Origin of the sequence: Thiobacillus sp., from assembly GCF_013693775.1 — a bacterium.
Taxonomy (GTDB): domain Bacteria; phylum Pseudomonadota; class Gammaproteobacteria; order Burkholderiales; family Thiobacillaceae; genus Thiobacillus.
The window spans coordinates 1,215,454-1,241,622 of record NZ_CP059257.1 but is presented as its reverse complement, the minus strand read 5'-3'; the positions used below and the strand labels follow the sequence as shown (position 1 = coordinate 1,241,622).

General features: G+C 61.7%; 23 protein-coding genes and 3 pseudogenes. 4 read left to right on the top strand and 22 right to left on the bottom strand.

The genetic code is table 11. The features are described from left to right. Positions 1–32: 32 nt before the first annotated feature. The 5 genes from acnA to HZY77_RS06105 all read right to left on the bottom strand — a co-directional run bounded on the left by acnA (position 33) and on the right by HZY77_RS06105 (position 5,327). Entirely contained in the window at positions 33–2,696 is a 2,664-nt protein-coding gene (gene acnA, locus HZY77_RS06125; protein ID WP_296819797.1) for an aconitate hydratase AcnA, read from the bottom strand. Positions 2,697–2,778: 82 nt separating this feature from the next. After that, on the bottom strand, positions 2,779–3,129 hold the full coding sequence (locus HZY77_RS06120) for a DUF3147 family protein (RefSeq protein WP_296819795.1): 351 nt from the start codon (positions 3,127–3,129) through the stop codon (positions 2,779–2,781). 10 nt (positions 3,130–3,139) lie between these two features. Continuing rightward, positions 3,140–4,645, bottom strand: coding sequence for a lysine--tRNA ligase (lysS, locus tag HZY77_RS06115; protein WP_296819793.1), 1,506 nt, complete (start codon positions 4,643–4,645; stop codon positions 3,140–3,142). Between the two features lie 13 nt (positions 4,646–4,658). Next, on the bottom strand, positions 4,659–5,102 hold the full coding sequence (locus tag HZY77_RS06110; protein WP_296819791.1) for a type II toxin-antitoxin system VapC family toxin: 444 nt from the start codon (positions 5,100–5,102) through the stop codon (positions 4,659–4,661). A gap of 15 nt (positions 5,103–5,117) precedes the next feature. Continuing rightward, on the bottom strand, positions 5,118–5,327 hold the full coding sequence (locus tag HZY77_RS06105) for a type II toxin-antitoxin system prevent-host-death family antitoxin (protein WP_296819788.1): 210 nt from the start codon (positions 5,325–5,327) through the stop codon (positions 5,118–5,120). A 263-nt stretch (positions 5,328–5,590) separates the two neighbouring features. Here HZY77_RS06105 and recQ point away from each other — a divergent pair, with 263 nt between their 5' ends. Next, complete coding sequence (recQ, locus tag HZY77_RS06100) at positions 5,591–7,387, top strand: DNA helicase RecQ (RefSeq protein WP_296819785.1); 1,797 nt, start codon at positions 5,591–5,593, stop codon at positions 7,385–7,387. A gap of 1,670 nt (positions 7,388–9,057) precedes the next feature. On the opposite strand, the gene HZY77_RS17765 is transcribed toward recQ, so the two are convergent. The 6 genes and pseudogenes from HZY77_RS17765 to HZY77_RS06085 all read right to left on the bottom strand — a co-directional run bounded on the left by HZY77_RS17765 (position 9,058) and on the right by HZY77_RS06085 (position 12,345). After that, positions 9,058–9,354 (bottom strand): aminopeptidase N C-terminal domain-containing protein, encoded by a 297-nt coding sequence (locus tag HZY77_RS17765; RefSeq protein ID WP_363154424.1) that lies wholly within the window; start codon positions 9,352–9,354, stop codon positions 9,058–9,060. Beyond that, positions 9,279–9,746, bottom strand: coding sequence for a DUF2269 domain-containing protein (locus HZY77_RS17760; protein ID WP_363154609.1), 468 nt, complete (start codon positions 9,744–9,746; stop codon positions 9,279–9,281). The genes HZY77_RS17765 and HZY77_RS17760 overlap by 76 nt, the downstream gene beginning before the upstream one ends. Further along, positions 9,743–10,000 carry a DoxX-like family protein gene (locus HZY77_RS17755; RefSeq protein ID WP_363154607.1) on the bottom strand — a complete coding sequence of 86 codons (258 nt, stop codon included), beginning with the start codon at positions 9,998–10,000 and terminating at the stop codon, positions 9,743–9,745. Before HZY77_RS17755 ends, HZY77_RS17760 begins: the two co-directional genes overlap by 4 nt. A 466-nt stretch (positions 10,001–10,466) precedes the next feature. Continuing rightward, positions 10,467–10,994 (bottom strand): annotated as a pseudogene (locus HZY77_RS17750) (NAD-dependent epimerase/dehydratase family protein); the annotation flags it as partial. Between the two features lie 343 nt (positions 10,995–11,337). Next, positions 11,338–11,802: a DUF393 domain-containing protein gene (locus HZY77_RS06090; RefSeq protein ID WP_296819781.1), complete on the bottom strand. Its 465-nt coding sequence runs from the start codon at positions 11,800–11,802 to the stop codon at positions 11,338–11,340. A gap of 57 nt (positions 11,803–11,859) precedes the next feature. Beyond that, entirely contained in the window at positions 11,860–12,345 is a 486-nt protein-coding gene (locus tag HZY77_RS06085) for a MarR family transcriptional regulator (protein WP_296819779.1), read from the bottom strand. Between the two features lie 306 nt (positions 12,346–12,651). Here HZY77_RS06085 and HZY77_RS06080 point away from each other — a divergent pair, with 306 nt between their 5' ends. Further along, a complete protein-coding gene (locus HZY77_RS06080) occupies positions 12,652–12,825 on the top strand; it encodes an SRPBCC domain-containing protein (RefSeq protein ID WP_296819776.1) in 174 nt (57 codons plus the stop codon). A 154-nt stretch (positions 12,826–12,979) separates the two neighbouring features. Here the strand turns inward: HZY77_RS06080 and kdpE are convergent, their stop codons facing one another. The 10 genes and pseudogenes from kdpE to kdpF all read right to left on the bottom strand — a co-directional run bounded on the left by kdpE (position 12,980) and on the right by kdpF (position 23,195). Next, complete coding sequence (kdpE, locus tag HZY77_RS06075) at positions 12,980–13,684, bottom strand: two-component system response regulator KdpE (RefSeq protein ID WP_296819774.1); 705 nt, start codon at positions 13,682–13,684, stop codon at positions 12,980–12,982. A 6-nt stretch (positions 13,685–13,690) separates the two neighbouring features. Continuing rightward, positions 13,691–16,405, bottom strand: a complete 2,715-nt coding sequence (gene kdpD / locus HZY77_RS06070; protein WP_296819772.1) for a two-component system sensor histidine kinase KdpD — start codon at positions 16,403–16,405, stop codon at positions 13,691–13,693. 204 nt (positions 16,406–16,609) lie between these two features. Beyond that, on the bottom strand, positions 16,610–16,900 hold the full coding sequence (locus tag HZY77_RS06065) for a hypothetical protein (protein WP_296819770.1): 291 nt from the start codon (positions 16,898–16,900) through the stop codon (positions 16,610–16,612). Between the two features lie 129 nt (positions 16,901–17,029). Further along, positions 17,030–17,578, bottom strand: a complete 549-nt coding sequence (locus tag HZY77_RS06060) for a PTS sugar transporter subunit IIA (RefSeq protein ID WP_296819767.1) — start codon at positions 17,576–17,578, stop codon at positions 17,030–17,032. Positions 17,579–17,691: 113 nt separating this feature from the next. Further along, positions 17,692–18,498 carry a TorF family putative porin gene (locus HZY77_RS06055; protein WP_296819765.1) on the bottom strand — a complete coding sequence of 269 codons (807 nt, stop codon included), beginning with the start codon at positions 18,496–18,498 and terminating at the stop codon, positions 17,692–17,694. After that, on the bottom strand, positions 18,495–18,620 hold the full coding sequence (locus HZY77_RS06050; protein WP_296819762.1) for a hypothetical protein: 126 nt from the start codon (positions 18,618–18,620) through the stop codon (positions 18,495–18,497). The genes HZY77_RS06055 and HZY77_RS06050 overlap by 4 nt, the downstream gene beginning before the upstream one ends. Before the next feature lie 7 nt (positions 18,621–18,627). Further along, on the bottom strand, positions 18,628–19,206 hold the full coding sequence (gene kdpC / locus HZY77_RS06045; protein ID WP_296819760.1) for a potassium-transporting ATPase subunit KdpC: 579 nt from the start codon (positions 19,204–19,206) through the stop codon (positions 18,628–18,630). 12 nt (positions 19,207–19,218) lie between these two features. Then, positions 19,219–21,297 carry a potassium-transporting ATPase subunit KdpB gene (gene kdpB, locus HZY77_RS06040; protein ID WP_296819757.1) on the bottom strand — a complete coding sequence of 693 codons (2,079 nt, stop codon included), beginning with the start codon at positions 21,295–21,297 and terminating at the stop codon, positions 19,219–19,221. 19 nt (positions 21,298–21,316) lie between these two features. Next, positions 21,317–23,106 (bottom strand): annotated as a pseudogene (gene kdpA, locus HZY77_RS06035) (potassium-transporting ATPase subunit KdpA). Continuing rightward, positions 23,103–23,195 (bottom strand): K(+)-transporting ATPase subunit F, encoded by a 93-nt coding sequence (gene kdpF / locus HZY77_RS06030; RefSeq protein ID WP_296819756.1) that lies wholly within the window; start codon positions 23,193–23,195, stop codon positions 23,103–23,105. Before kdpF ends, kdpA begins: the two are co-directional and overlap by 4 nt. A 636-nt stretch (positions 23,196–23,831) precedes the next feature. On the opposite strand from kdpF, the gene HZY77_RS06025 reads away from it, so the two are divergent. Together HZY77_RS06025 and HZY77_RS06020 are read left to right on the top strand one after the other, a co-directional pair. Then, the gene (locus HZY77_RS06025) at positions 23,832–24,272 is read left to right on the top strand and encodes a helix-turn-helix domain-containing protein (protein WP_296819753.1); all 441 of its coding nucleotides are present in this window, start codon (positions 23,832–23,834) and stop codon (positions 24,270–24,272) included. A 288-nt stretch (positions 24,273–24,560) separates the two neighbouring features. After that, positions 24,561–24,824 (top strand): annotated as a pseudogene (locus tag HZY77_RS06020) (integrase core domain-containing protein); the annotation flags it as partial. Positions 24,825–24,896: 72 nt separating this feature from the next. On the opposite strand, the gene HZY77_RS06015 reads toward HZY77_RS06020, so the two are convergent. Continuing rightward, on the bottom strand, positions 24,897–26,114 hold the full coding sequence (locus HZY77_RS06015; protein ID WP_296819750.1) for an autotransporter outer membrane beta-barrel domain-containing protein: 1,218 nt from the start codon (positions 26,112–26,114) through the stop codon (positions 24,897–24,899). Between the last annotated feature and the right edge of the window lie 55 nt (positions 26,115–26,169).

The following is a 26,169-nucleotide window of genomic DNA, read 5'->3' as shown; positions in this document are numbered from 1 at the left end:
TCCTTGTCCTTGGGAGCCTGCGCACACCGGATTTACCCCACCAGTTGTTCGAGCACGAAGGGCAGGATGCCGCCCTTGTTGTAGTACTCGACCTCGATCGGCGTGTCGATGCGCAGCTTGAGCGCGACGCGTTCCACTTTTCCATCGGCGCGGTGGATCACCAGCGTGACATCCTGCTGCGGCGTGATGCCGGATTCGGTGCCTTCGAGGTCGAAGGTCTCGCTGCCGTCGAGCTTGAGCGAAGCCGCATCGACGCCGTCCTTGAACTGGCAGGGCAGCACGCCCATGCCGGCGAGGTTGGCGCGGTGGATGCGCTCGAAGCTCTTGGCGACGACGGCCTTCACGCCGAGCAGGGTGGTGCCCTTGGCCGCCCAGTCGCGGGACGAGCCGGTGCCGTATTCCTCGCCGGTGAAGATCATCAGCGGCATGCCTTCGGCCTGGTAGGCCATGGCGGCGTCGTAGATCGGCTTCTGTTCGCCGCCTTGCAGCGTGATGCCGCCCTCGGAGCCGGGGATCATCAGGTTCTTGATGCGGACGTTGGCGAAAGTGCCGCGCATCATGACTTCGTGGTTGCCGCGGCGGGCGCCGTAGCTGTTGAAGTCGGCTTTCTGCACGCCGTGTTCGGTGAGATAGAGACCGGCAGGNGAGGTCGGCTTGATACCGCCGGCCGGGCTGATGTGGTCGGTGGTGACCGAGTCGCCGAAGATGGCCAGTGCGTGTGCGCGCCGGATGGCCGGGCTGGCGGCCTTGGCGCCGACGAAGAAGGGCGGCTGCTGGATGTAGGTCGATTTCGCGTCCCACTCGTAGACGGTGCCGGTGGGGGCGGAGACAGCGTCCCACAGCGGATTGTCGGCGCCGGCGTCGGCGTAGATCTTGCGGTAGGCCGCGGCGTCGGTCGCGGTGCCCATCACGGCATTGATGTCCGCGTTGGTGGGCCACAGGTCCTTGAGGAACACGGGCTTGCCGTCCTTGCCGGTGCCGATGGCCTCCTTCTCGAAATCGATGTCGACGCGGCCGGCCAGCGCAAAGGCGACGACCAGCGGCGGCGACATGAGGAAGTTGGCCTTGACCGCCTGGTGCACGCGCGCCTCGAAGTTGCGGTTGCCGGACAGCACCGAAGCCACGACCAGGTCGTTGTCGGCGATCGCCTTCTCGATCTCGGGCTTCAGCGGGCCGGAGTTGCCGATGCAGGTGGTGCAGCCGTAGCCCACCACGCTGAACCCGACCTGCTCCAGCGCGTCCATCAGCCCGGCCTTGTTCAGGTATTCGGTGACCGCGCGCGAGCCGGGGCCGAGTGAGGTCTTGACGTGCGCAGGCGGCTTCAGGCCGAGTGCGGCGGCTTTCTTCGCCAGCAGGCCGGCCGCCAGCATCACGCCCGGGTTGGAGGTGTTGGTGCAGGAGGTGATGGCGGCGATGGCGATGTCGCCGTGCCTGATCGGCGTGTCGCCACCGCTTTGGTTATCGCGGCGCAGTGCAGCCGCGCCCTTGCCGTAGCCGCCGTCGGCGACGGGCTTGTCCATCAGGCTGGTGAATGCTGTTTTCAGCCCGGCCAGCGCGATGCGGTCCTGCGGTCGCTTGGGGCCGGCGACCGAGGGTTCGACGCTGGCGAGGTCGAGTTCCAGCACCTGCGAGTAGTCGATCTCACCTGCCTTGGGAATGCCGAACAGGCCCTGTGCTTGGTAGTAGGCGCGGATCGTGTCGACTTGTGCGGGCGCGCGTCCGGTGGCAGCGAAGTACTGGCAGGTGGCTTCGTCGACCGGGAAGAAGCCCATGGTCGCACCGTATTCGGGCGCCATGTTGGCGATGGTCGCGCGGTCGGTCACCGACATGGCAGCCACCCCTTCGCCAAAGAACTCGACGAACTTGCCGACGACCTTGGCTTTACGCAGCATTTCGGTGATGGTCAGCACGGCGTCGGTGGCGGTGACGCCGGGTTTGGCGTGGCCCTTGAGGTTCACGCCGACGGCGTCGGGCGTGAGGAAATACACCGGCTGGCCGAGCATCGCCGCTTCCGCCTCGATGCCGCCCACGCCCCAGGCGACGATGCCGAGGCCGTTGATCATGGTGGTGTGGCTGTCGGTGCCGACCAGCGTGTCGGGATAGGCCATGCCGTCCTTCTCCATCACGCCGCGCGCCAGGTATTCCATGTTGACCTGGTGCACGATGCCGACGCCGGGCGGCACCACCTTGAAGGTGTCGAAGGCCTGCATGCCCCACTTGAGGAACTGGTAGCGCTCGCGATTGCGCTCGAACTCGATCTTCATGTTGAGGTCGAGCGCGTCGTGCGTGCCCGAGGCGTCGACCTGGATCGAGTGGTCGACCACCATGTCGACCGGCACCAGCGGCTCGATCTTCTTCGGATCCTTGCCCATTTTCTGTGCGGCCGAGCGCATCGCGGCGAGGTCCGCCAGCAGCGGCACGCCGGTGAAGTCCTGCAGGATCACACGCGCCACGGTGAAGGGGATTTCCTCGGTGCGCTCGGCATTGGGCTTCCAGCTTGCCAACTGCCTGACATGCTCGGGTGTGACCTTCACGCCATCACAATTCCTCAGCACCGACTCCAGCACGACGCGGATGGATACCGGCAGGCGCGCCACCGACGTTCCGAGGGCGGTTTCCAGTTTCTTCAGCGAGGCGAAGCGGGCACTGCCGCTGCCGGTGGAAAAGGAGTCGAAGCTGTTGAAGGTGTCGGTCATGATGGATTGACTCGTGTAAAGAAGGTCGAAACAGGCGAAAGGCGGAATTTTACCGGAAGCGCGCCGTGCGCAGGCGATGCAGTTACAGGCGGATGCCGAATGCAGCCAGCAGCTTGACCATGCCGAGGTAGGCCAGCGCCGTGGCGGCGCTGGATACGGCGAGACTGACCCAGAATCCCCAGCCGCTGCGCAGCAGAAGCGGCAGCAGAACGAATAGCAGCAGGGAGGGCAGCACCAGCCAGAAGATACCGCCGGCCAGCGTGGCGACCTTCTGCACGTCGCCGGTGTCGAGATACAGCCAGACAAAGGCCAGCAGCGAAGTAAGCGGCAAGGACGCCAGCGCGGCCGCCCAGAAGGTGCTGCGCTTGGCCACTTCGGCCACTGCGACGAGGATCAGCGCGGACAGGCCGATCTTGAGCGCGTATTGCCCCATGGCGGCTGGATCAGCTTTCGCGCCGCATCTGCGGGAAGAGGATGACGTCGCGGATGCTCGGCGAATCGGTCAGCAGCATCACCAGGCGGTCGATGCCGATGCCACAGCCGCCGGTGGGCGGCAGGCCGTGCTCGAGCGCGCGGATGAAGTCTGCATCGTAATGCATCGCTTCCTCGTCACCGGCTTCCTTCTGCCGCACCTGCTCCATGAAACGCTCGGCCTGGTCCTCGGCGTCGTTGAGTTCCGAAAAGCCGTTGGCCATTTCGCGTCCGGTGATGAACAGCTCGAAGCGCTCGGTGATGTCGGGCTGGGCGTCGGAGCGACGCGCCAGCGGCGAGACTTCGGCGGGGTAGTCGATGATGAAGGTCGGCTGGATCAGGAGCGCTTCGGTGGTCTCCTCGAAGAAGGAAAGCTGCAGCCCGCCGAGGCCGTCCTGTGGCTTGTACTTGGCCTTCATCGCGGTGAACTGGCTGATCAGCCAGTCGCGGTCGTTCAGCTGTTCGACGGTGTATTCGGGGTGGTACTTGCGGATCGCCTCGACGATGGTGAGCCGGTCGAACGGCTTGCCGAGCTCGATTTCGTTGCCCTGATAGGTGACCGTGGTCGAGCCGGTGGCGGCGACCGCGGTGTGGCGGATCAGCGCCTCGGTGTAGTCCATCAGATAGCCGTATTCGCGATAGGCCTCGTAGAACTCCATCATGGTGAACTCGGGGTTGTGCCGCGTCGAGAGGCCTTCATTGCGGAAGTTGCGGTTGATCTCGAACACCTTCTCGAAGCCGCCGACCACCAGGCGTTTGAGATAGAGCTCGGGCGCGATGCGCAGGAACAGCTCCATGTCGAGCGCGTTGTGGTGGGTGGCGAAGGGCTTGGCCGCGGCGCCGCCGGGGATGGGATGCATCATCGGCGTCTCGACTTCGAGGAAGCCGTGGCCGCTCATGAACTCGCGGATCGACTGGATGATCTTCGAGCGCCGCATGAAGGTCTCGCGCGCGACGTCGTTGGTGATCAGGTCGAGGTAGCGCTGGCGGTATTTCTGCTCCTGGTCGGCCAGCCCGTGGAATTTCTCGGGCAGCGGGCGCAGCGCCTTGGACAGCAGGCGGATCGACTTAGCCTGGATCGTCAGCTCGCCCTTGTTGGTCTTGAACAGCGTGCCGGTGACGCCGAGGAAGTCGCCGAGGTCCCAGTGCTTGAACGCGTCGTGCGCGTCGAGCCCGGTGAGGTCGTTGGAAACGTAGACCTGGATGCGCCCGCTCATGTCCTGCAGCGTGGCAAAGCTGGCTTTGCCCATCACGCGCTTCAGCATCATGCGGCCGGCCAGCTGCACCTGCACGCCTTCGGCCTCCAGCGCNCTCCTTGGTTTTTCGCCATGCTCGGCGGCGAGCTTGCCAGCGTAGTCGTGGCGCTGGAAATCGTTGGGGAAGGCGACGCCCGCCTCGCGGATCGCGGCGAGCTTGGCGCGGCGTTCGGCGATGATCTGGTTCTCGTCGAGTGTCGGGGTAGAGGTTTCTGTATTCATGATGAGCGGGGAATCAATCGCCGAAATAGGCGACTTCGAGTTGGAGTTGTTGGGCTGCGCGTCGCATCACGTCGTCGGCGGTGGCGATGCGTGCGAGTCCGGCATTGCGTGCTGCGGTGAGATGAATGGTATCCAGCGTGCGCAAGGGGATTGGGTGGGTGCTGTCGAGCACGCGCAGGGCGTCGCTCAACAGGGGATCGTCATACAGCACGATGCGGAAATATCCCTCGGCCAGATGGCGGGTGAACTCAGTGCGCGCGAGGTTCATGTAGTCCTGGGTGATCTGTCCGGTGCGCAGGCGACGCGCCATGGCGCAATGCCATTCCAGCATGCTCAAGCGGCTGATGACGATGCCGTCGGCCGCGGCGACGAATTGCTCCACTTCCGTGGAGAACGCCTCGGCCACATACAGTTTGATGAGGGCGCTGGTATCGAGATAAGCCTCAGCCACGCGCATCCCGATCTTCGCGAATCAGCACCTCGCTGGGAATTTCCTGATAGGGCACTGATCGCGCAGCCATTTGAGCGACGGAAGCTTGCGTGCAGGAGCCGCCGGCGCCACCGGCAGGATGCGCGCTACCGGCTCGCCATGCTTCACGACCAGTACTTCGTCGGCATCGGCGAACATCTGGTCGGGGTGCGACAGGCCTTCGCGGGCTTCGCGGATAGTCAGGGTTTTCATGGGTGCCTCCAACGGGGCAAAACGTGACACAATTATAGCCGATGTGACACGCTGATTTTCCAGCTGGAAAATCAGAATTAACCCAATGCTTTCATTTGGCCACTGAGCCGTTCGCCCTGAGCCTGTCGAAGGGCTGCCCCATTCGGCTGGCTCAGGACAGGCTTCGACAGGCTCAGGGCGAACGGTCAAAATGAATCACTCTAAACGAACAGTGTCGGACATTAGCCCGGCGCCGCCAGCGTGCCTTATTTGAAATCAGCTTCATGTCCGACACCCCATTAAGCCTGCTCCACCGCGTTTTCGGCTACTCCGCGTTCCGCGGCGAGCAGACCGCCATCGTCGACACACTCGTTGCGGGTGGCGACGCGCTGGTGCTGATGCCTACCGGCGGCGGCAAGTCGCTGTGTTTCCAGATTCCTGCCCTGCTGCGCGAGGGCTGTGCGGTGGTGGTGTCGCCGCTGATCGCGCTGATGCAGGACCAGGTCGCGGCGCTGCAGGAACTCGGCATCGCCGCGGCCTTCCTCAATTCCAGCCTCGACGGTGCGGCGGCAATGCAGGTCGAGCGCGAATTCGTCACCGGCCAGTTGAAATTGCTCTACGTCGCCCCGGAGCGCCTGCTCACGCCGCGTTTCCAGGACCTGCTCGAACAGGCTAGGGTGGCGCTGTTCGCCATCGACGAGGCACACTGCGTGTCGCAATGGGGGCACGACTTCCGCCCGGAATATCTGGGTCTGTCGGCGCTGCACGAGCGCTTTCCCGCGGTGCCGCGCATCGCGCTCACCGCCACCGCCGACGCCGCGACGCGCGCCGAAATCCTGCAACGCCTTGATCTGGGCGCCGCGCGCGTCTTCGTCGCCAGCTTCGATCGCCCCAACATCCGTTATCGCATTGCCGAGAAATCCGACCCGCGCCGCCAGTTGCTCGATTTCCTTGCCGAACACAAAGGCGAGGCCGGCATCGTCTATTGCAGCACGCGAAAGAAGGTCGAGGAAACCGCCGCTGGCCTGGCGCAGGCCGGCCTCACCGCGTTGCCTTACCACGGCGGCATGGACAACGACACGCGCCGCCGTCATCAGGAANAATTCCTGCGCGAGGACGGCGTCGTCATGGTCGCCACGCTCGCGTTCGGCATGGGCATCGACAAGCCCGACGTGCGCTTCGTCGCGCATCTCGACCTGCCGCGCTCGGTCGAGGGCTACTACCAGGAAACCGGCCGCGCCGGGCGCGACGGCGAGCCGGCCGAGGCGTGGATGGCGTGGGGCCTGCAGGACGTCGTCACGCAGCGCCGCTTCATCGACGAGGGCGAGGCCGAGGACGCGCACAAGCGCATCGGCCACGCCAAGCTCGACGCCCTGGTCGGCCTGTGCGAGGCGGCCAGCTGCCGCCGCGTCGCGCTGTTGAGCTACTTCGGCGAAGCCAGCCAGCCCTGCGGCAACTGCGACGTCTGCCTCAACCCGCCTACGCTGTGGGACGGCACCGAGGCCGCGCAGAAGCTGCTCTCCACCGTCTACCGCACCGGCCAGCGCTTCGGCGCCGGCCACGTCATCGACGTGCTGCTCGGCAAGACCACGGAAAAGATCGACCGCTTCGGCCACGGACAACTCTCCGTGTTCGGCATCGGCGCCAGCCAGACCGACAAGGTCTGGCGCGCCGTGCTGCGCCAGCTCGTCGTGCGCGGGCTGCTGGAGGTGGACCACAGCGCCTACGGCGCGCTCAAGCTCACCCAGGCAGCCAAGCCCGTGCTCAAGGGCGAGGAAACCGTCATGCTGCGCGCCATCGAAGCGCGGCCGGCGCGCAAGAAATCACGTCTCGCCCCCAGTTCCGGCGCCGGCGTCCACGATGACGAAGATCCCTTGTTCCTGTCCCTGCGCGCCTGGCGCCGCGAAACCGCCAACGAANAGGGCGTGCCCGCCTACGTCATCCTGCACGACGCCACCCTGCGCGAAATCGCCGCGCGCCGACCTGTGACGCTGGCGGAACTGGGCGAGATATCGGGGCTGGGGACGAAGAAGCTGGAAGCGTATGGCGAGGCGGTGCTGGGGGTGGTGGCGGAGGGGTGACGCTGAATACCGCGGCAAGTAGGGCGCAATAACCAATGGGCATTGCGCCGCTTGTGGGCACATCATTCGGTGCAATGCGTTGCACTTATTGCCTCCTACGCTTGCTGACTGCAACCGGCCAGAAACAGACCTTAGAGTAATCAGTAAAGCAGCCTGTCGGCTAGTTGTACGATCCCATAAAGTGTCTATTTTCTTGCTCCCCAGGCCATCCATAGGTCGTTGAGGGGCCACGGGTAGTGGGATGCCACGTGATCGGGATAGACAAATTTGTGGTGAATTTCTCGGATGGCGACGACGGAGGGTGATGAAGCACTATCAAGATACAGAAACGGGACTGATCCATGCGTTTGAGCATGGGGTTGATCCGCTTGCCCTGAATAACCGGAATATTCCCGCTACGCTGTCTGAAGCCATTAAACCAAAGCCAGACGACTCATACGTTTGGTACCAGGGAGACTGGATTAAACAGGAAGAAGCCCCTCCGGGTTACACGCAACCCGTTTCCAGTGTTCCTTCGTATAACCCCGCCTGGATGGCCTATCTGTTCCCATATACGGCAGTCCATCGTGATGAAACTTCTGGATTGAATATCTCCCTCGATCAGATCAATGCGAACTCCTACGATGGCAACAAGCTGGCAGAAGTGGTGGCAACCCTCCCTCTAGGCACATCTAGTGGGATACCTGCGCTTATCAGCTATGACGGGGCGATAGCAATTCCGCAATGTGAAGACTTCCCATGCAAGGCTGATGGCGTAAGCAAGCTCAACGAAATTCTTTGTAGCCTGTTGATAGGCGGTGTCCATACAGAGGTGCTTCACTCGAATGATCTTGTCGTCGGTGCTTTGCAGGACAGGACGAGGCTTTTTGCCTATACGCCATCCCTTCATACCCAACTGCGGTTGAACTGGGCTGCCATCAATGACCGACTATCGCCTTTGATGCACCCCAGAGTGTTGATGGCGGTGGAGATACAGAAGGCATACAGTCAGGGTCAACAGGTTATTCGGGCTGTCCACAACTTTTCTCCGCTTTTTCTCTTGAACGGATACACGGCGATGGTGTATCGCAATTACAGTGACGCACTCAATAATCTTTGGATAGCGGTGGAGCAGCTTACGGAGTATCTGTGGGCAGAGAACTACGTTAAGAACAAGAGCACATTCCCCGCTCGTGTTGCCAAGTGCCATGCTNCATTTAAAAGAAACNCTGGCCTTGATAAGATTTCGGCAAAGCATAAGCTTCTACGACTCTCGAAGATCATCAGTAAGGAATGCTACAAGACGCTTAACCGGGCTCGTAGCAAGCGTAATGACTTAGTGCATGAAGGCATCGTGCCGGACTTACAAATTGTCGAAGGGCTCTGGAAGGCTCTGCCCCAGTTGATCGAAGTGGCATCAGGAATTCGAGAACTTGGCGTGAGAAGGCTTTGGGGTGGTGGTGCAAACAACTGGGCTATACCTGCGAGGACTAACTTCGATGAGTGGACGGAGCTTGCTACCAAGGTATAGCGTTGCAGTCACTCCGAGCAGACCAGTTAGCTACACGTTGAGCGTCTGCTTTTCAAAGGCCCGAACGTCATCTTCAAGTCGATAGTGGCAAGCAACAATTCAGCCAAGCAGCTTCACCTTGCTCCGAATCGGCAACGCCGTATTCCCCGTAATCAAACCTTCAGCGCATTCCCCACGACTTCCGCCACGTCCTTCGCAAGCCCTCGATCGCCGCGCGCGCATGGGCTTGCCGACCGGCGTCGAACTGGCGCCAGCGATCGAAGCTGCGTGCGATGTGTGACGCGACCTGCGGGTTGATCGCCTGCAATTCGCTGATGACGTCCGCCGCAAGCTGGTAACCGCAGCCATCAAGGGCATGGACGTTGATTGATGCGGCCTTGTCTAGACGGGCTTGAACACCATCAGGCCATATACGCCGAGCATAGAGAGGAATGCCGGGTAGCCGAGGCGTTCCCAATAGCGGGCATATTGCCAGTAGCGGAAGGGAAGTTCCGCGCTATCGTTCGCTGCGACTGAAGCGAGTGCCGCCATCTTGATCTGGAGCCATACGACGGGCACCCAGCATGTGCCGGCGAACAGATAGAGCGCAGTGGTCCACATCAACCAGGCCTGATCGAGCGGATATCCCACCATGATTGCCATCGCGAGTCCTGTCGCCGGCTGCACGACGACTGCGGGNGTCGTGAACCAGAAATCCGCCCGGACGACCAATCGTGAAACTGCCGCGATTGCCTGGATGTTTTTCGTTCTGTGGATGAAATAGAGATAGAAAGCGCTCCCGAACCCGGTGCCGACCAGTAGCACGCTGGACAGGATGTGCACCCACTTGAGGGCGAGATAGGTGTTCATGGTTGGGTCCCTTGATGACGATGCAGCAGCCACAGGATCATAAAAATCGGGAGGTTCTTTAAAACGGGCCCGAAAGGGTGCAGCCAGAACTCCGGAAGCCGCACGGATATGATCACGGTGTAGATGAGGATCAGAACCGCCTGGGCCTTCCACAGGCGTTTGCTGGGACGCGTTATTGTCAGCACGCCGAGGACGATGTCGAGCAGAGCGGCGGCATAAAGCGTTGCCTCGGAGATCGGGCCCTGCAACCCCACCCGCNGCAAGTAGATCCAGGCTCGCGGATAGGGAAACCCGCCAAGCNGACACGAGACCGGTGAGCACCCAGACGGTGCTGATGACGAGACGCGCCGACCAAATTTCAAGCGTATTCAACTCGGCTNNCGCTTCATAGATAAAGTGCCGAAAGCTTCTCGGCGGGCGCCCCAGGAGCATGGCGAACGCGGCCGGGTTCCCCTCGTTTCCGGCCAACAGCATTTTCAGGGTGTCGCTGCACAAGGGACTGGCCGGGATGTGATCTCCGAGGCGTGCGGCTAATTGCATCAGATAGCGCGGTACCGACAGGTGAAGCGCAGGCGCGAGGTGGACTTGGGCCCGATAACTGTCGAGCATGCCGCGCAGCGTGGTGGACTCTGATCCAACGGCCGGGACGATCTGGCTTTCGGCTACCGGGTCTTCCAGCCAATGGTGTACGGCGGCGCAAATGTCGTCGATATGGAGCGGTTGCAGGGGATATAGGCCACCGGCGGGCAGGAGGTGGAGTGGAAGCCGCGCGAGCAGCTTGAACATCCGCGCACTGGCACCGTCTTCGCCGTAGATGAGCGAAGGACGAAGAATCAGCGATCGCACGCTGCCCGGGAGGCTGAGTAGCGCCTGTTCGGCCTGAAGGCGCGTCGTGAAATAGGGCGTTTGGATGCCCCGGTCAACGCCCAATGCCGACACCTGCACAATGCGCTCCACCCCTGCGTTTGCGCACGCTTCGAAGAGCGCCCGTGGTGCTCCCGTATGGAGTGAGGCCATCGCATTAGCGGGACTGTCGCGCAGCACGCCGACCGCATTGATGACCACCGAGATGCCGGCAAGGCGTGGAAGCCAGATTTCCGCGCGTGTATCGGTGCGGTAGTCCATTGCGATGTCGCCCGTGCGAGTCGGCTCGCGAACGCCGCGATACACGGTGTGGCCGCTCTGTTGAAGGGCGTGTGCGATGTGCCTTCCGACGAACCCGGTGGCGCCACATACCAGGACGTTCATTTCGTGCTCCGGGGTTGGGTGCGACCGTCTTCCAGACGTTGCGGGCGACGAAAACAACCGTGACGAAAAGGCCGCCGAGCGTGAGGATCAGCGTGGTTCGTACCACGTCCACCCACTCGACCGCGGTGGTGGCATTGCCAAAGATCAGTACCAGCATCAGCGATCCGCTGTAGGCGAGGATATCGGCGCTGCGGAGCCAGAATTCGGCGCCCGCGTCGGACTGACACAACTCCCCAATGACCCTTCTTGTGGTGCGGCGCAGATAGAGCATCGCAATGCTGACCACGGCTATGCTCAGGGCTAACGTGGCGAAGAATAGTGTGAGTTTCATGGCGGTCTCCCGTTAGCGATTGATGGTGCAGTGCCCGGCGGAGCATTTCCCGCTGAGTGAGTTGGCGTGCCGCGCGGTATGTTTGCTCCATAGCGCGAACACGTGATGCAGCCCGAGTGCGGACAGGAAATGGCGGTGCCGTACCACCCAGGGATAGGCGCGTTCGGCCAGCGGCCGGGTCAGNGGATGTCCCCACAGCCTGGCGATGGTGGCCATCCCGGCGATGCGATAGATCACCTCGAAGGCGGCGACGCCTTTCAGCCACGCGCCGTTCGCATCACGCGCATGCAGGCAATTCATCATGACGTCGCGCGTGATGCCTTCGGCGAGGAACGGGCCGTCGTCGAAATCCGGGGCCGAGCAATCGACCAGAATCAGGGCGTCTTCGAAGTCATGCAGTTTGATGTTCTGCATCTCGCTGTTGCACAGGGCGCACGAAGCGTCGAAGTAGATGGTGAGTGGCGTGGCAGTGGACATTATTTCTCCTTTAATTACAAAAATTTCAGTCATAACAGAAATATTTGGGCAAAAAAATCAACTGTCCTTCTTTGAAAGCAGCAGTGTCTGGATCTTGGCGCCCAGTTTCATGACCTTCATCAACGTGGCGGGCTCCAGCCGCAGCATTTGATCTCCCCAGGTGGAGAGCGCTTCCATCAGTGCAAGCGTCTCTTTGATCCGCTGTTGCGCGACAGCTTCTTCCCGACCAAGTTCAGGGCTGGCGAGGCAGTCCTTGAGCACGCCGATGGTCGGGTCGAATTCGCGTTCCTTCCGTTCCCGGACCACCGTTCTGAACAATTCCCATACGTCGCCCGAGGTGGCGAAATGATCGCGCCGGTCGCCCATCATGTGCACGACATGAATGAGGTTCCAGTTCTGCAATTCTTTCAGGCTGGTGCTCACGTTCGAACGCGCAACCTCCAGCGTTTCGGCAATCTCGTCGGCAGGCAAGGGTTTGCCCGTGAGATAGAGCAGGGCATGGATTTGGGAAACCGTACGGTTGACCCCNCATTTCGAGCCCATTTCTCCCCAATGAAGAATGAAGCGTTGAGCGACTGGATTCAGATTCATGTGGCCAATATAGGAATATCAGTAATTTCTGTCAAGACAGAAATTAAATTATTTTGATCCAAGGAGAGATTTCTAATTTGATCAGGGTAAGGCATCCCCAGAACTGCAAGCTATTTCACACCTTCAACGCATTCCCACCACTTCCGCCACATCCTTCGCCAGGCCATCGATCGCGGCGATGCGCTCCGGCGCGGCGCGCGCGTGCGCCTTCCGGCCCGCATTGATGAACGCCCCTGCGGCGATGAATCAGCCGAATTCATGTTCACCGCAAAGGTTGAAATGGCCCCGCATGGCGAAAACGGCACCCGCTACCGCGCCACCGTCATTCATGCAGACGAGGCAGGGTGCCGGACGCACGCTGCCATGGGCTTTGAAGCAGGCTGGGGCGTGGCGCTCGACCAACTGGTCGCCATGGTCAAGCGCGGCATTTGAGCAGGGGTCCGCTCCCTCCCGATCACACAGGAAATCAGCGATGACATCGAGCGAAAGCGGCGGGTCCGGATCGTCGCCTCCATCGTTCTCTTCCCGGCTCAAAGGGGTCGCTCGGTCCCGCGCGACCATAGCGAGTAGTGGAAATACATTCCAATTATGTGTCGGTCACGAGGCGATAGCCCACGCCGGATTCGGTGCGGATGTGGCGAGGCAGAGTCGGGTTCGCCTCCAGCTTGCGGCGAAGGCCCGTCATATAGACACGCAGGTAGTGAGTATCCTCGGCGTGGCTGGGGCCCCAGACTTCCCTCAGCAGCTGCCGGTGGGTGAGCACCCGACCGGCATTGGCGATGAGCAGGGCGAGCAGCCGGTATTCGATGGGGGTGAGATGGACCTCCGAGTCGCCACGGTGGACCTGACGGCGGGCCAGATCCACCGTGACCTCGCCAAATGTGATCAGCGGCCCTTCGCTACCGCCCGGGCGCGTACGACGCAACAGCGCGCGCACCCGCGCCAGCAGTTCCGCCACGCCAAAGGGCTTGGTCAGGTAGTCGTCCGCCCCGGCGTCCAGGGCGGCCACCTTGTCGGTCTCGTCGACTCGAGCGGAGAGGATGAGGATGGGGACGGCCGACCAGTTGCGCAGGTCGCGCACCACGTCGACACCATCCCGATCCGGCAGGCCCAGGTCCAGAATGACCAGGTCGGGCTTGCGCGTGCCGGCTTCCACCAGGCCACGCTCCCCTTCACCGGCTTCCACCACGTGGCAGCCCTCGGCCTCCAGCGCGGTGCGCACAAAGCGGCGGATCTGGGGCTCGTCTTCGATGACGACCACGGTGGGCGAAGCGACGCGAAGGTTTTCCATCAGGATTCAGGTCTCCGGAGGGACGACAGGCGGCTGGCCGGCGGGCAGGGTGATGACAAAGCGGGCGCCGCCCTCCGGGCGATTCTCCCCNTTGGCCGTTCCCTTGTGCGCCTGGACGATGGCACGCACGATGGCGAGGCCCAGACCAACCCCNGCCACGGGNGATTCGTCCTGGCCACGGGTGAATTTTTCAAACAGGCTTTCCTCGCGACCGGGCGGCAGCCCCGGTCCGTTGTCGGCAATGGTGATGCTGACGCGGTCCCCTTCGTTGTGGGCGCCGATCTCGATGCGGCTACCCGCCGGGGTGTATTTCGCGGCGTTCTCCAGCAGATTGCAGAACACCCGTTCCATCAGCACGCTGTCGAGTTCCAACAAGGGCAAATCCGCCGGCAGGTCGACGACTACCTCGTGCCGCGCCAGCGGGGCCGCCAGGGTCTGCAGTGACGCGCCCACCACTTCTTCCAGAGGTTGCCATTCCCGTTTGAGTTGAACCTGGCCTTCCTGTAAACGCGCCATATCCAGCAGGTTGCTCACCAAGGTACTGGTCCGCAGCGACTCGGTGCGAATGGCCTGGGCGATCTCGGCCTGGGCTTCCGGCAAGGGCGGGCCGGCCAGCGGCAGGGAGTCGGCCAGGCCCGCGAGCACGGTTAGCGGCGTGCGCAGATCGTGAGACAGGGCGGACAACAGGCCGTTGCGCAGCCGTTCGGACTCCATCCGCACCAGGGCGTCCTGTGCCACTTCCACGAAATGCACCCGCTCTAGCGCCAGGGCGATCTGGGCGGCGAAGGTTTCCAGCAGGCGGGCCTGTTCGGGCTGGAACAGGAGCCGTTTCTGGCTGGGCAGCAGGGCCAGCACCCCNCGCGTGCGCATCGGCGCCTTCAGCGGCAGATAGTACATGGGCGCGCCCGGCAGGCTCTGGGTGCCCATCCCCGCGGGCTGCTGGTGATCGTAGACCCACTGGGCGATCGCCGGGTCCAGCGGCAATTCCTGGTGTCCGGGCAAGGGTGTGGGCGCATGCAGTTTTTCCTGGAGGTCAGGCAGCAGGATGCAGACCTGAGACTGGAACAAGCCTTCCAGATGGTGGTGGGAGATGTCCACGATGTCTGCCGGCAGCAGCGCCCCNGCCAACTCCCTGCCCAGTTCGTTGAGCGCTCGGGTACGACGCTCGCGGTACATGGCGACGCGGGTCTGATAGCGCAGGCTCGCCGCCACCCTGCTGATCGTCAGGCCCACTCCCAGCATGATGGTGAAGGTGAGCAGGTGACGGGTGTCCGCCACACTGAAGGACAGCTTCGGGGGCACGAAGAAAAANTCAAAAGCCAGTACGCAGAGGAAGGAGGCCAGGATGGCAGGCCCCTGCCCGTAGCGGACCGCCACCGCGACCACGCCCAGCAGGTAGAGCATGATGATGTTGGCCAGATCGAGCCATGGGCTGACCAGCTGGGCCAACACGGTGGCGAGGGCGCAGGCCACCCCGGCCCAGACATAGCCCGGCCACCGGGCCATGGGCACGGACTCCGGGTCGAGAACGAAAGGCGTGGAGACTGCCTCCGCGGGAGACCGGGCCTCTGCCTCATGTGCGACGACATAGACGTCGACATCCTCGGCCAGGGCGGAAAGCCGGTCCGACAGGGGCGCACGCAGCATCCGCGACAAGCCGGTACGCAAACTCTTGCCCACCACCAGTTTCGATACGTTGCGGCTGACGGCATAGGCCAGTAGGGTCTGGGTGTCCTCTTGCCCGGCGAGGGTGGCGGTCTCCGCACCCAGTTCGCGGGCCAGGGCCAGCGTCCTCAGAATCTTGTCGCGGTTGGCCTCGGACAGGCGCTGCAGCGCGGGGGTCTCGACGTAGACGGCGATCCAGTCGGCGTGCAGATCCGCCGCCAGCCGGGCGGCGGCGCGCACCAGCCGGTCGCCGCCGGCGCCCGGGCCGATGCAGGCCAGCAGGCGTTCCTTGGCCTGCCAGACCGTTTCGATAGCTTGGTCGGTGCGGTATTCCCGCATCTGCGCATCTACCCGGTCGGCGGTGCGGCGCAAGGCCAGTTCGCGCAGGGCAATCAGATTACCCTTGCGGAAGAAATTGCGGATGGCGCGCTCGGCCTGCTGGGGAAGGTAGACCTTGCCTTCCTTCATGCGCTGCATCAGTTCGTCCGGGGTCAGGTCGACCAGGGCCACTTCGGCCGCCTGCTCGAACACGCGATCCGGCAGGGTCTCGCGCACCTGGATGCCGGTGATGTTGCCGACGATGTCGTTGAGGCTTTCCAGATGCTGCACGTTCACCGTGGTCCAGACGTCGATGCCGGCTGCCAGTAGTTCCTCGACGTCCTGCCAGCGCTTGGGGTGGCGCGAGCCGGGCACGTTGGAATGCGCCAGTTCGTCCACCAGGAGCAGGGCGGGCTTGCGCGCCAGCGCCGCATCGAGGTCGAACTCGCGCAGCTCCCTTCCCTGGTAGGCCACGACCTTGGGNGGCAGCAGTTCGAGTCCGTCCAGCAACTGTGCGGTCTCGGAACGTCCATGCGTTTCCACCAGGCCCACCACCACCTCGCGCCCCTGGCTTTGCAGGGCTCGTGCCGCGCTCAGCATGGCATAGGTCTTGCCCACGCCGGGACAGGCGCCAAAGAAGACCTTCAGCTTCCCCCTCTGTTCGCGTTCGGTATCGGCCTCGATGCGGGCAAGCAGGGTATCGGGGTCGGGGCGGTTGTCTTGATCGTTGGCAGGCATGGGCTCAGTGTACTTTCAGCGTCCGTCCTGCACACGCAATGGGCAGGATTCAAGCAGATGCCTGCGCATGCGACGGCGGCGCTCAGACTCACACTCGGGGAACACGTGAACTGGCGCCCCCAAGCCACCGAGTGACGGGCAGCGTTCACCGCATGTGCCTTCCCGCAGACTGGGCAAATGTGGATCATCAAATTCCCCACGTGGTCAAATGGCATGTTCGGCATAGCGGGCGAGATCCGATGCCGCGCTATGGGTTTGTGCGGAAACCAGGAACACCTCCCGGTCATGCGATGCGCCGACTGCCAGGGCAAGGCCGAGGGCGGCGGCGCCCGCGGTGGCCACGGCAAGTCTCAATGGCGCCTGCCAATCGGTCAGGTAACAAAGCAAGGCCGCGGTGCCGAGGGAGCTGGCCGGGAAGCTGCCGTGTGCGACCTCGCAGCCATCGGCGCGCGTCGCGACCCGGATGTCTTCCCGACCAGGGCGATGCCGATGCATATCTTGTCGTTATACGCGGGGGTGGCTCTTCTCTCTGCTGAGTGATACGCATGTCAATTCCTGTCGTTACGATGCATTTCATCCTAGCGGCAGCCGCGTCAAGATGTCGTAAAATTGGCCGCCGGACTGTTAAGCGCGGCTAAAGAAGGGGGCCACGGGCTGGCTCCAGGAGGCGAACAGCTGCTTGACCTCCGAGGCGTGACCGCACTGGTGCAGGCGTGCGCGAAAACGGCGGTCGGAGAACAACTGGGTGGCATCGGCCAGAATTCTGAGGTGTTCCTCGTTGGCCTGGTTCGGCGCCAGCAGGACCAGAATATCAATGACCGGGTCGCCGTCCGGGGCATCGAAGGGGATGGGCGATTTCAGGCGCATATAGGCAACCTGCATCCGTTCCAGCTCCTTGACGCGGGCATGGGGGATGGCGACGCCTTTTCCAAGGCCGGTGGATCCGGCCAGCTCGCGGCGCGATAGACCCCGGGCTACCCATTCCTGGGGAAGTGCATGCTCGCGCTCCATGTGCCGACCGATGACATTGAAAAGCTCAAGCTTGTTCGAGACCGCGACGTCGAGGCAGATATTTCCCGGGTAGAGATAACTGGCGAGCGTGTTCGATCCGGGNGCCTTTTTCGCGCCGATAAACAGGCCAGACTTGATCACGGCCAAGGGATTCAGATTCACGTTCGTCTCCAGATTTACGCTGCCTTGGACAGGCTATGCCAATCAACCACGTGGAATCGATTGCAGGTGGGGGAATAGGAGGGGCACCTGCACCGTTCCAATGAGTCAGCAAGTTAGAACGTCTTGGAAATCCATGCAGTGGTCGCAGCCTTGCCCAGATACTCGCCGGTATTGCTCGTCCCGGTGTTCGTCCAGAAAGCTTTCTCGGCATTGGTGTCGCTGTACGCGACGCCCAGGGTCATGCCGGACGCCCGCTTGGCCAGCTTGCCCAGGTCATACGTTGCGCTGACCTTCCAGTCCTTGTAATCCGGCGAGACGCCGTAGGCGGCAATAAACTGATCGTCGTTCTTGAAGTTGAAGGTGCCCCAATGCGCACCCAGGGCCAGGCCGGTGTCTGCAACAGGCAGGCTGCCGGAAATATCCAGGTAGTAGGACCCATTGGTATTCGGGCCGACGCCGAACACCGAGTCACTCACATAGTGGGAATATTTGGCCGTAAACCATTTCCAGCCTACCGAGCCATAAATCTCCGAGGTCCAGGCACCCACAACGCTGTCTTTCTTGCTGCCCGGGTACATGTAGCGGATCGCGCCCACGTCATAGCTGATCGGCCCGATGGTATTGCGGTAGCCGCCGTAGAGATCGAGCTCCATGCTGCCGCTGGTGTAGCCCTGGAATTCCGTCAGCCAGCTGACGTTGGAGCCCCAGGTGCCCAGGTAGAGACCGCTGGCGTGCGTATAGTCGAAGCCGCCCTGAATGGCAGGCTTGCCGCCCGTCTGGGAAATGCCGCGGAATACATAGTTGCTGGTGAGGCCGACGTTGGCGGTCAGCGTGTGCGGGCTGTCTTCGGCGAGCGTAGGCAGGGACGCCATTGAGGCCATGAGGACGAGGACGTGGAAGATGGGGTGCTGCAGTTTCATTTGCTTGATTTCCTTTCTTGTTTCTCGGGGTGCTTGTTAGCCAAGTAGGTCACAACGACCCATGCAAAAAGCAGGGGAATAAGCAGGGCGGCGATCGCCATCAGGAAGTTCAGGAGTTCCATGGCAGCGTCAGGGTTTGGCCAGACGGTCCAGCGCCAGGTTCAGCGCCAGCACGTTGACCCGCGGTTCGCCCAGCAGGCCGAGCTGGCGTCCCTCGGTATGGGCGTCGATGAGCCTGCTCACTTCGGCTTCGCTCAGGCCACGGACGCGGGCGACGCGCGGGGCCTGCCAACGCGCAGCGGCCGGGCTGATCTCGGGATCGAGGCCGCTGCCCGAGGCGGTGACCAGGTCTTCCGGAATCGGCGCCGTCTGGCTCGGGTCGGACGCCTTGAGCACATCGATCCGGGCCTTGACCGCGTCTTTCAGGGCTGGATTGAGCGGGCCCTGGTTGGATCCGCCGGAGGCACTGGCGTTGTAGGGCATCGGGCCGGTGGCCGAGGGNCGACCCCAGAAGTGCTTCGGGTCGGTGAAGTTCTGCCCGATCAGCCGCGAGCCGACCGGCTTGCCGTTCTCGACGATCAGGCTACCCTCCGCTTGTGCAGGAAACAGCACTTTCGCGATTCCGGTCACCGCCACGGGATAGACAATGCCGGTGACGGCGGACAGCAGGACGAACAGGCTGAAGGCGGGGCGAATAAGGTCTTTCATGATTTTCCTTTCTTAAGACAGACCGATGGCGGCCAGCCCCAGGTCGATCAGCTTGATGCCGATGAAGGGCGCGATCAGGCCGCCCAGGCCATAGACGGCCAGGTTGCGGCGCAACAGCACGGCAGCACCCCGGGGTTGGTATTTCACGCCCTTCAGCGCCAGTGGGATCAGGAACATGATGATCAGCGCATTGAAGATCACCGCCGACAGGATGGCGGAAGCCGGGCTGGCCAGTCCCATGACGTTGAGCGCCGCGAGCTGCGGGTAGGTGGTGACGAAAGCTGCGGGGATGATGGCGAAATACTTGGCGACGTCGTTGGCGATGGAGAAGGTGGTGAGCGAACCGCGTGTCATCAACATCTGCTTGCCGGTTTCCACCACCTCGATCAGCTTGGTCGGATTGGAGTCGAGGTCGACCATGTTGCCGGCTTCCTTGGCAGCCTGGGTTCCGGTGTTCATCGCCACCGCGACGTCGGCCTGCGCGAGCGCCGGGGCGTCGTTGGTGCCGTCGCCGGTCATCGCCACCAGCCGGCCTTCGGCCTGGTATTCGCGGATGAGCTTCAGTTTGGCTTCTGGCGTGGCCTCGGCCAGGAAGTCGTCGACCCCNGCCTCGGCGGCGATGGAGGCGGCGGTGAGGCGGTTGTCGCCGGTGATCATCACCGTCTTGATGCCCATGCGGCGCAGTTCGGCGAAGCGCTCCTTGATGCCGCCTTTGACGACATCCTTCAGTTCCACCACTCCCAACACGCGGGCGTGGCCCCCGGCAGACTCGGCCACCACCAGCGGGGTGGAGCCGCGCTTGGCAACCTGCTCGACGATCATGTCCACCTCGGGCGGGAAATGGCCGCCGCGTTCCGCGACGTAGGCACGCACCGCTTCGGCCGCGCCCTTGCGGATTTCGCGGCCGTTGAGGTCGACGCCGCTCATGCGGGTCTGGGCAGTGAAATGCACGAAATGGGCACCCAGTTCATGCACGTCACGGCCGCGCAGCTTGAACTTGTCCTTGGCCAGAATGACGATGCTGCGGCCTTCCGGCGTCTCGTCGGCCAGCGAGGACAGTTGGGCTGCGTCGGCCAGTTCCGCTTCCTTGACGCCGGCGGCGTGCAGGAAGTGGGTCGCCTGGCGGTTGCCCAGCGTGATCGTTCCGGTCTTGTCCAGCAGCAGCACATCGACATCGCCCGCCGCTTCGACCGCACGGCCGGAGGTAGCGATGACATTGGCCTGCATCATGCGGCTCATGCCGGCGACACCGATGGCCGACAGCAGGCCGGCAATCGTGGTCGGGATCAGGCAGACCAGTAACGCGATGAGCACCGTGATGGAGATGGGTGTGCCGGCCTTCGCCACACTGACGCTGAACATCGAGTAGGGCAGCAAGGTGACGGTGACGCCCAGGAAAACGATGGTCAGCGCCACCAGCAGGATGGTCAGCGCGATCTCGTTGGGCGTCTTCTGACGCTTGGCGTTTTCCACCATGGCGATCATGCGGTCGACGAAGGTTTCGCCCGGATTGACCGTCACGCGCACGACCAGCCAGTCGGACAACACGCGGGTGCCGCCGGTGACGGCGGAAAGNTCGCCGCCCGCTTCGCGGATCACCGGTGCCGATTCGCCGGTGATCGCCGACTCGTCGACCGAGGCCACACCGACCATGACCTCGCCGTCGGCCGGAATGGTTTCACTGGCATGGACGATGAACATATCGCCCTTGCGCAGGTCGGTGGCGGGCACCGTTGTCCACGTATCGGTGAACTGCGCACCCTTGATTTTCTTGGCCTGGGTCTCTTTCTTCAGCCCGCGCAGCGAGGCCGCCTGGGCCTTGCTGCGGCCCTCGGCCAGCGCTTCGGCGAAGTTGGCGAACAGCACGGTGAACCACAACCAGAGGGCAATGGCGAGGATGAACCCGGCCGGGGCTTCGCCCTGCCAGGCCATAGCCTGTATCCAGAGCACGGAAGTCAGGATGCTGCCGACATAGACGACAAACATCACCGGGTTGCGCCATTGTATGGCAGGGTTCAGTTTCCTGAAGGAATCGACGATCGCCGGCTTCACCAACACCGGGTCGAACATGGCCAATTTCTTGTGCGACATTTCAGTTATCTCCTTCGGCTCAGTGAGCGAGCCCAAGCATCAGCTGCTCGACCACCGGCCCGAGCGCGAGCGCGGGAACATAGTTGAGGGCGCCAACCAGCACCACGGTGCCGATCAGCAGCACGACGAAGAGCGGGCCGTGGGTCGGCATGCTGCCGGCGCTGGCGGCGATGCGCTTCTTCGCGGCCAGCGCGCCGGCCAGGGCCAACACCGGCACGATGACGCCGAAGCGGCCGAANNCCACATGGCGATGCCGAGCATGCTGTTGTAGAACGGTGTGTTGGCCGACAGCCCGGCAAACGCACTGCCGTTATTGTTGGCGGCCGAGGTGAAGGCGTAGAGGATTTCCGAGAAGCCATGCGCGCCGGGGTTGGCGATGCCGGCGACACCGGCCGGGACCATGACGGCGATGGCCGTACCGGCCAGCACCAGCAGCGGCGTCACCAGGATGGCGATGGACACCATCTTCATCTCGTAGGCCTCGATCTTCTTGCCCAGGTATTCCGGCGTGCGGCCGATCATCAGGCCGGCGATGAACACCGCCATGACGGCGAACACCAGCATGCCGTAGAGCCCGGTACCGACACCGCCGAACACCACTTCGCCGAGCATCATGTTCCACAGGGGAACGAAGCCGCCCAGCGGCATGAAGGAGTCGTGCATGGCATTGACCGCGCCGCAGGAGGCCAGCGTGGTGATGGTGGCGAACAGGCCCGAGTCGGCGATGCCGAAGCGTGTCTCCTTGCCTTCCATGTTGCCGACCGATGTGTCGGCGCCCAGGCTGGCCAGCAGCGGGTTGCCCTGATGTTCGAAGCTCATCGCCGCAACCGCCATAACCACGAACAACAGCGTCATCGCGGCCAGCACCGCCCAGCCCTGACGCATGTCGCCCACCATGCGGCCGAAGGTGAGGGTCAACGCCGCCGGGATCAGGAAGATCGACAGCATCTCGATGAAGTTGCTAAGTGGCGTCGGGTTTTCAAAAGGATGCGCCGAGTTGGCGTTGAAGAAGCCGCCGCCGTTGGTGCCGAGCGTCTTGATCGCTTCCTGCGACGCGACCGGGCCCATCGCCAGGGCCTGCGTCTGGGTCGAGACGGACTCGATGACGGCGTTGCCCTTGTCGTCCTTGACCGGCTGGCCGGTGGCATCGAGTTTGGGCGCGTCGTACCGGGTGGCCTCTACGGTCGTCACGTTCTTGTAGGCATCGAAATTCTGGATGACACCCTGGCCGACCAGGAACACGGCGTAGACCAGCGCAATCGGCAGCAGCACATAGAGCGTGATGCGGGTGAGATCGACCCAGGCGTTGCCGATGGTTTTGGCGGTGTGGCGGGCGAAACCGCGAATCAGCGCGATGACGACGACGATGCCGGTGGCGGCGGAAAGGAAGTTCTGCACCGCCAGACCGAGCATCTGGGTCAGGTAGCTCATGGTCGATTCGCCGCCATAGCCCTGCCAGTTGGTGTTGGTGACAAAGCTGACGGCGGTGTTGAACGACGAATCCGGGCTGACGTTGGCCATCGCCTGGGGATTCAGTGGCAACCAGAGCTGCAGCCTTTGCAGGGCGTAGACCGCCAGCGCGCCGAGCGCGTTGAACAGCAGGATGGCGAGAGCATATTTCAGCCAGCCCATTTCCTCATCCTTCTTCACGCCGCCGAGGCGATACAGCACGGACTCGATGGGGCCGCCGAGGCGCAGGACGAGGCCGCGGCCTTCCATCACATTGGCGATGTAGATGCCAAGCGGCTTGGCCACCAGCAGCAGGATTACCAGATACGCTCCGAGCAGGAGCCAGGCATGGTCAGTCATGAAAAATCCTCAGGTTTGAGCAGGGCGGCGACCAGGTAGATGAGCAGTGCGATCGCGACTAGGGCACTGACAATGAGCAGCCAGCTCACTTGGCGCCTCCCAACTTGGCGCAACCGACGGCGAGCGCCGCCATCAGAGCGAAGAACAGGGCAATGCCTGCGAGGTAGAACAGGTCCATGACATCTCCTTGCAATGCGAACGGCGATGCAATGGACTATAGAGACCTGCCAATAAAGATGCGGCTAAGACTGAGGGTGAAGGCGTTAAGAAAACGTAAAATTGTTGCGATGGCTGTGCCGAGCGGCAGACATGGTTTCAGGCTGCGTGGTTGGGCGACAAGAATAACTGGCCGATTTTCACTAGAATATCGGCGTCTTATCCGACACGGAAGAAAATGGGTTGCTCATCTTTCCAGGTGCATTCTTGCTGGAATTCGGATGGACCGTTTTCCGCTACTCAACGGACACTCGACGAGCGGCCCATGATCGCCTTCTTTAAAGTCGATGGCCATCCCCTGCCGTTGTCGAAAGTAGACATTTAGCTCGAGCTTCGTACCGGAGTCGGCAAGCTGCGCCACACTGGCCGCTCATTGTCTCCAGTGCTGGCGGCGGCGGCAAAGCCCGAGGCGTGGGCGACCAATTTGGCGATGGCCGTCGATCAGCGCAGTTGAACGAAGCCGATCCCTGTACCATTTACCTTTACCCGTACGCTATGAGGACCGTAAATTGTCGAACATCGCATCTGTGCTCAAGGAAGAAATCGCCCGACTCGTCCGCAGACAGTTGCGCGGCGAAACCGAAAGCCTCAAGAAGGCATCGAGCCGCTACCGCACCGATATCGCCGCTTTGAAGCGGCGCATCGATGCCTTGGAGAAGCAGATAGCCCGCCTCGAAAAAATGGTGTCGAAGAAGGCCGCGCCTATCGCCGACGGAGAATCCGAAACGAAACTGCGGTTCAAACCGCAAGGTGTGCGTGCGCAGCGGACGCGGCTCGGACTGTCCGCGCCGGAGATGGGGGCGCTGGTGGGCGTCTCCGCCCAAACCATCTACAACTGGGAAGCCGGCACGTCGCGCCCAAGGAACGAGCAGCTTGCCGTCATCGCGACCGTCCGGAAGATGGGCAAGCGCGAGGTCAAGGCACGGCTTGACCAGATGCGAGCGGAGTGACGGGCCTGGCCCGCCACTCCGCTCGCCGTACGAGAGCCACTACGTCCGGGATGCCCTGACGGGCCACTTCGCGACTGGCCATCCTGGAAGGCGTCGAGTATGTGAATGATATTGCGGACGGGTTCGGGCACCTTGGCTGGTTCACACGGGTCCAACAGAGGTTGCGATGGTTGACTATCCAGGCGTGACAGGCGGGTCTTCGGCCGTTGCTGCCATTGGCATTCAGAGCAAGCTAAGTCAGCTATGTTCCACCTACCGGCCATCGATTCAAATTCAGGTTGAAGGGGGACCACGCGGGTGCGCCGGCCGCAGAGCAACGGCTTCGTCGAACGCCTGCATCGCACCCTGCTGGACGAACACTTTCGGGTGGCGGGCCGAACGACCTGGTACGAGTCGGTTGAACAGATGCAGGAGGATCTGGATCGTTACCTGCACCACTACAACCACGTGCGGCCTCACCAGGGCCGCATGATGGAAAGAAGCACGCCTATCCGGATGTTTCTGGAAGGCATCGTCGAGCAGCCCGGGTTAGGCTTGGCAGAGGCTGCCTAAAACAACACCGGCTCGGAGCCGGTGTCAGGTGAATACTTGATCTGTACAATCAAGATAAAAACTAGAAACCAATCATATAGCTGACGTAAGCTGTTGTTGAGCCAGTGCTTTGGAATGGCAGTTGCTGGTAGTAAATATCACCAGAAATACGTTGTTTTTGGACACCGCATAATAGGCGCCTGCAGAAGCTACCGTTCTTGTGCGTTGAATGCTGTCGTTGAAGTTCTCGGAAGTTAAGCCACTAATCCCAGTCGAGGTTGCAGAATAGTCATCTACTCTGTGTTCCAGGTCGTGCTCAACACCCAGACTGCCCGTCAAAGTGATTCTGGGCGTCATTGCATGGTGTAGTTTTAATCCGACCAGTGCAGTTGTGGAACGATCAGCTAAGGAGGCATAACGCAAGGGGAAAGAAACCCCCGTCTCAGTGTAGCCATCTTGTTTGATGGCGGTGTAACGCAACGCAAGATAAGGGCGCAGCAATGTGTTATCCCTATAAGTGAAGGCATAACTTAATTCACCCACATAGCTTTGCGTATTCAGGTTTGTGGATCCAACCCCTGCTTCAGAGGTGCCAATCACATCGCGAGTAGTTTTTATATCGTTATCCAAATAAGCATTCGCCAGCTTGACTTGATAACCTAGAGCGTCAGCATTCTGATTCCACACAAGAAATACACCCATCATTGGCGTCTTGTTTGAAACTTTAATGCCTGTAGGCATGTTGTTATTTACATTTTCATCGAGGAACCCGCCAATTCGGATATTTTCCGAGGCTTTGTAGCCAAAAACAACTACAGCGCTAGTGCTGCTTGAGTCTGGATTATCCCCATTGGTGTAGCGGCCACCTCCCGATAAACACATGCCTTGACTATCAAACAGATTACAGTCGTATGTGTTCATATTTGCAAAGTTTGTAGAAGTGGCAGCATGATTGAAAACACCCCGTAATCTTTGTGCGGATTTACGGATTGATGCTTGTGTATCAATTGCCGATGGGCCGCTCAGGTATACGAGTAAATCCCAACTATCAGCCAATAATCCATTCGCAACCAAACTATAGTTGTAGCCATTATATGTACCTGCTACACCAGTCACGCCAGACAGGGAGTTAAGGCCTTTTAATACGTTTAGATAGCGGTTAGCAGTTATCGTCGAGGCATTGACTCCAGGGACCAAGGTTGTGCCCGCATTGCCATAAATATTAAAAGCCATTGCGCCAACACTACCAGGGGCAGACAATTGCCCATAATGAGCCGGGTCGTTAATAATAATATTATAACTTAACGGCAAACTACCAACGAGCGTTACGGGGCTTGATGATGCTCCACTTTGCCCTTGTAAATTA

What these genes read in the sequence shown, in the direction of transcription:
- HZY77_RS06120 (WP_296819795.1), bottom strand. Translation starts at nt 3,129, where the DNA reads ATGGGGCAATACGCGCTCAAGATCGGCCTGTCCGCGCTGATCCTCGTC.
- HZY77_RS06110 (WP_296819791.1), bottom strand. Translation starts at nt 5,102, where the DNA reads ATGCGCGTGGCTGAGGCTTATCTCGATACCAGCGCCCTCATCAAACTG.
- HZY77_RS06105 (WP_296819788.1), bottom strand. Translation starts at nt 5,327, where the DNA reads ATGAAAACCCTGACTATCCGCGAAGCCCGCGAAGGCCTGTCGCACCCC.
- HZY77_RS06080 (WP_296819776.1), top strand. Translation starts at nt 12,652, where the DNA reads ATGTTCACCGCAAAGGTTGAAATGGCCCCGCATGGCGAAAACGGCACC.
- kdpE (WP_296819774.1), bottom strand. Translation starts at nt 13,684, where the DNA reads ATGGAAAACCTTCGCGTCGCTTCGCCCACCGTGGTCGTCATCGAAGAC.
- HZY77_RS06065 (WP_296819770.1), bottom strand. Translation starts at nt 16,900, where the DNA reads ATGCATCGGCATCGCCCTGGTCGGGAAGACATCCGGGTCGCGACGCGC.
- HZY77_RS06055 (WP_296819765.1), bottom strand. Translation starts at nt 18,498, where the DNA reads ATGAAACTGCAGCACCCCATCTTCCACGTCCTCGTCCTCATGGCCTCA.
- HZY77_RS06050 (WP_296819762.1), bottom strand. Translation starts at nt 18,620, where the DNA reads ATGGAACTCCTGAACTTCCTGATGGCGATCGCCGCCCTGCTTATTCCC.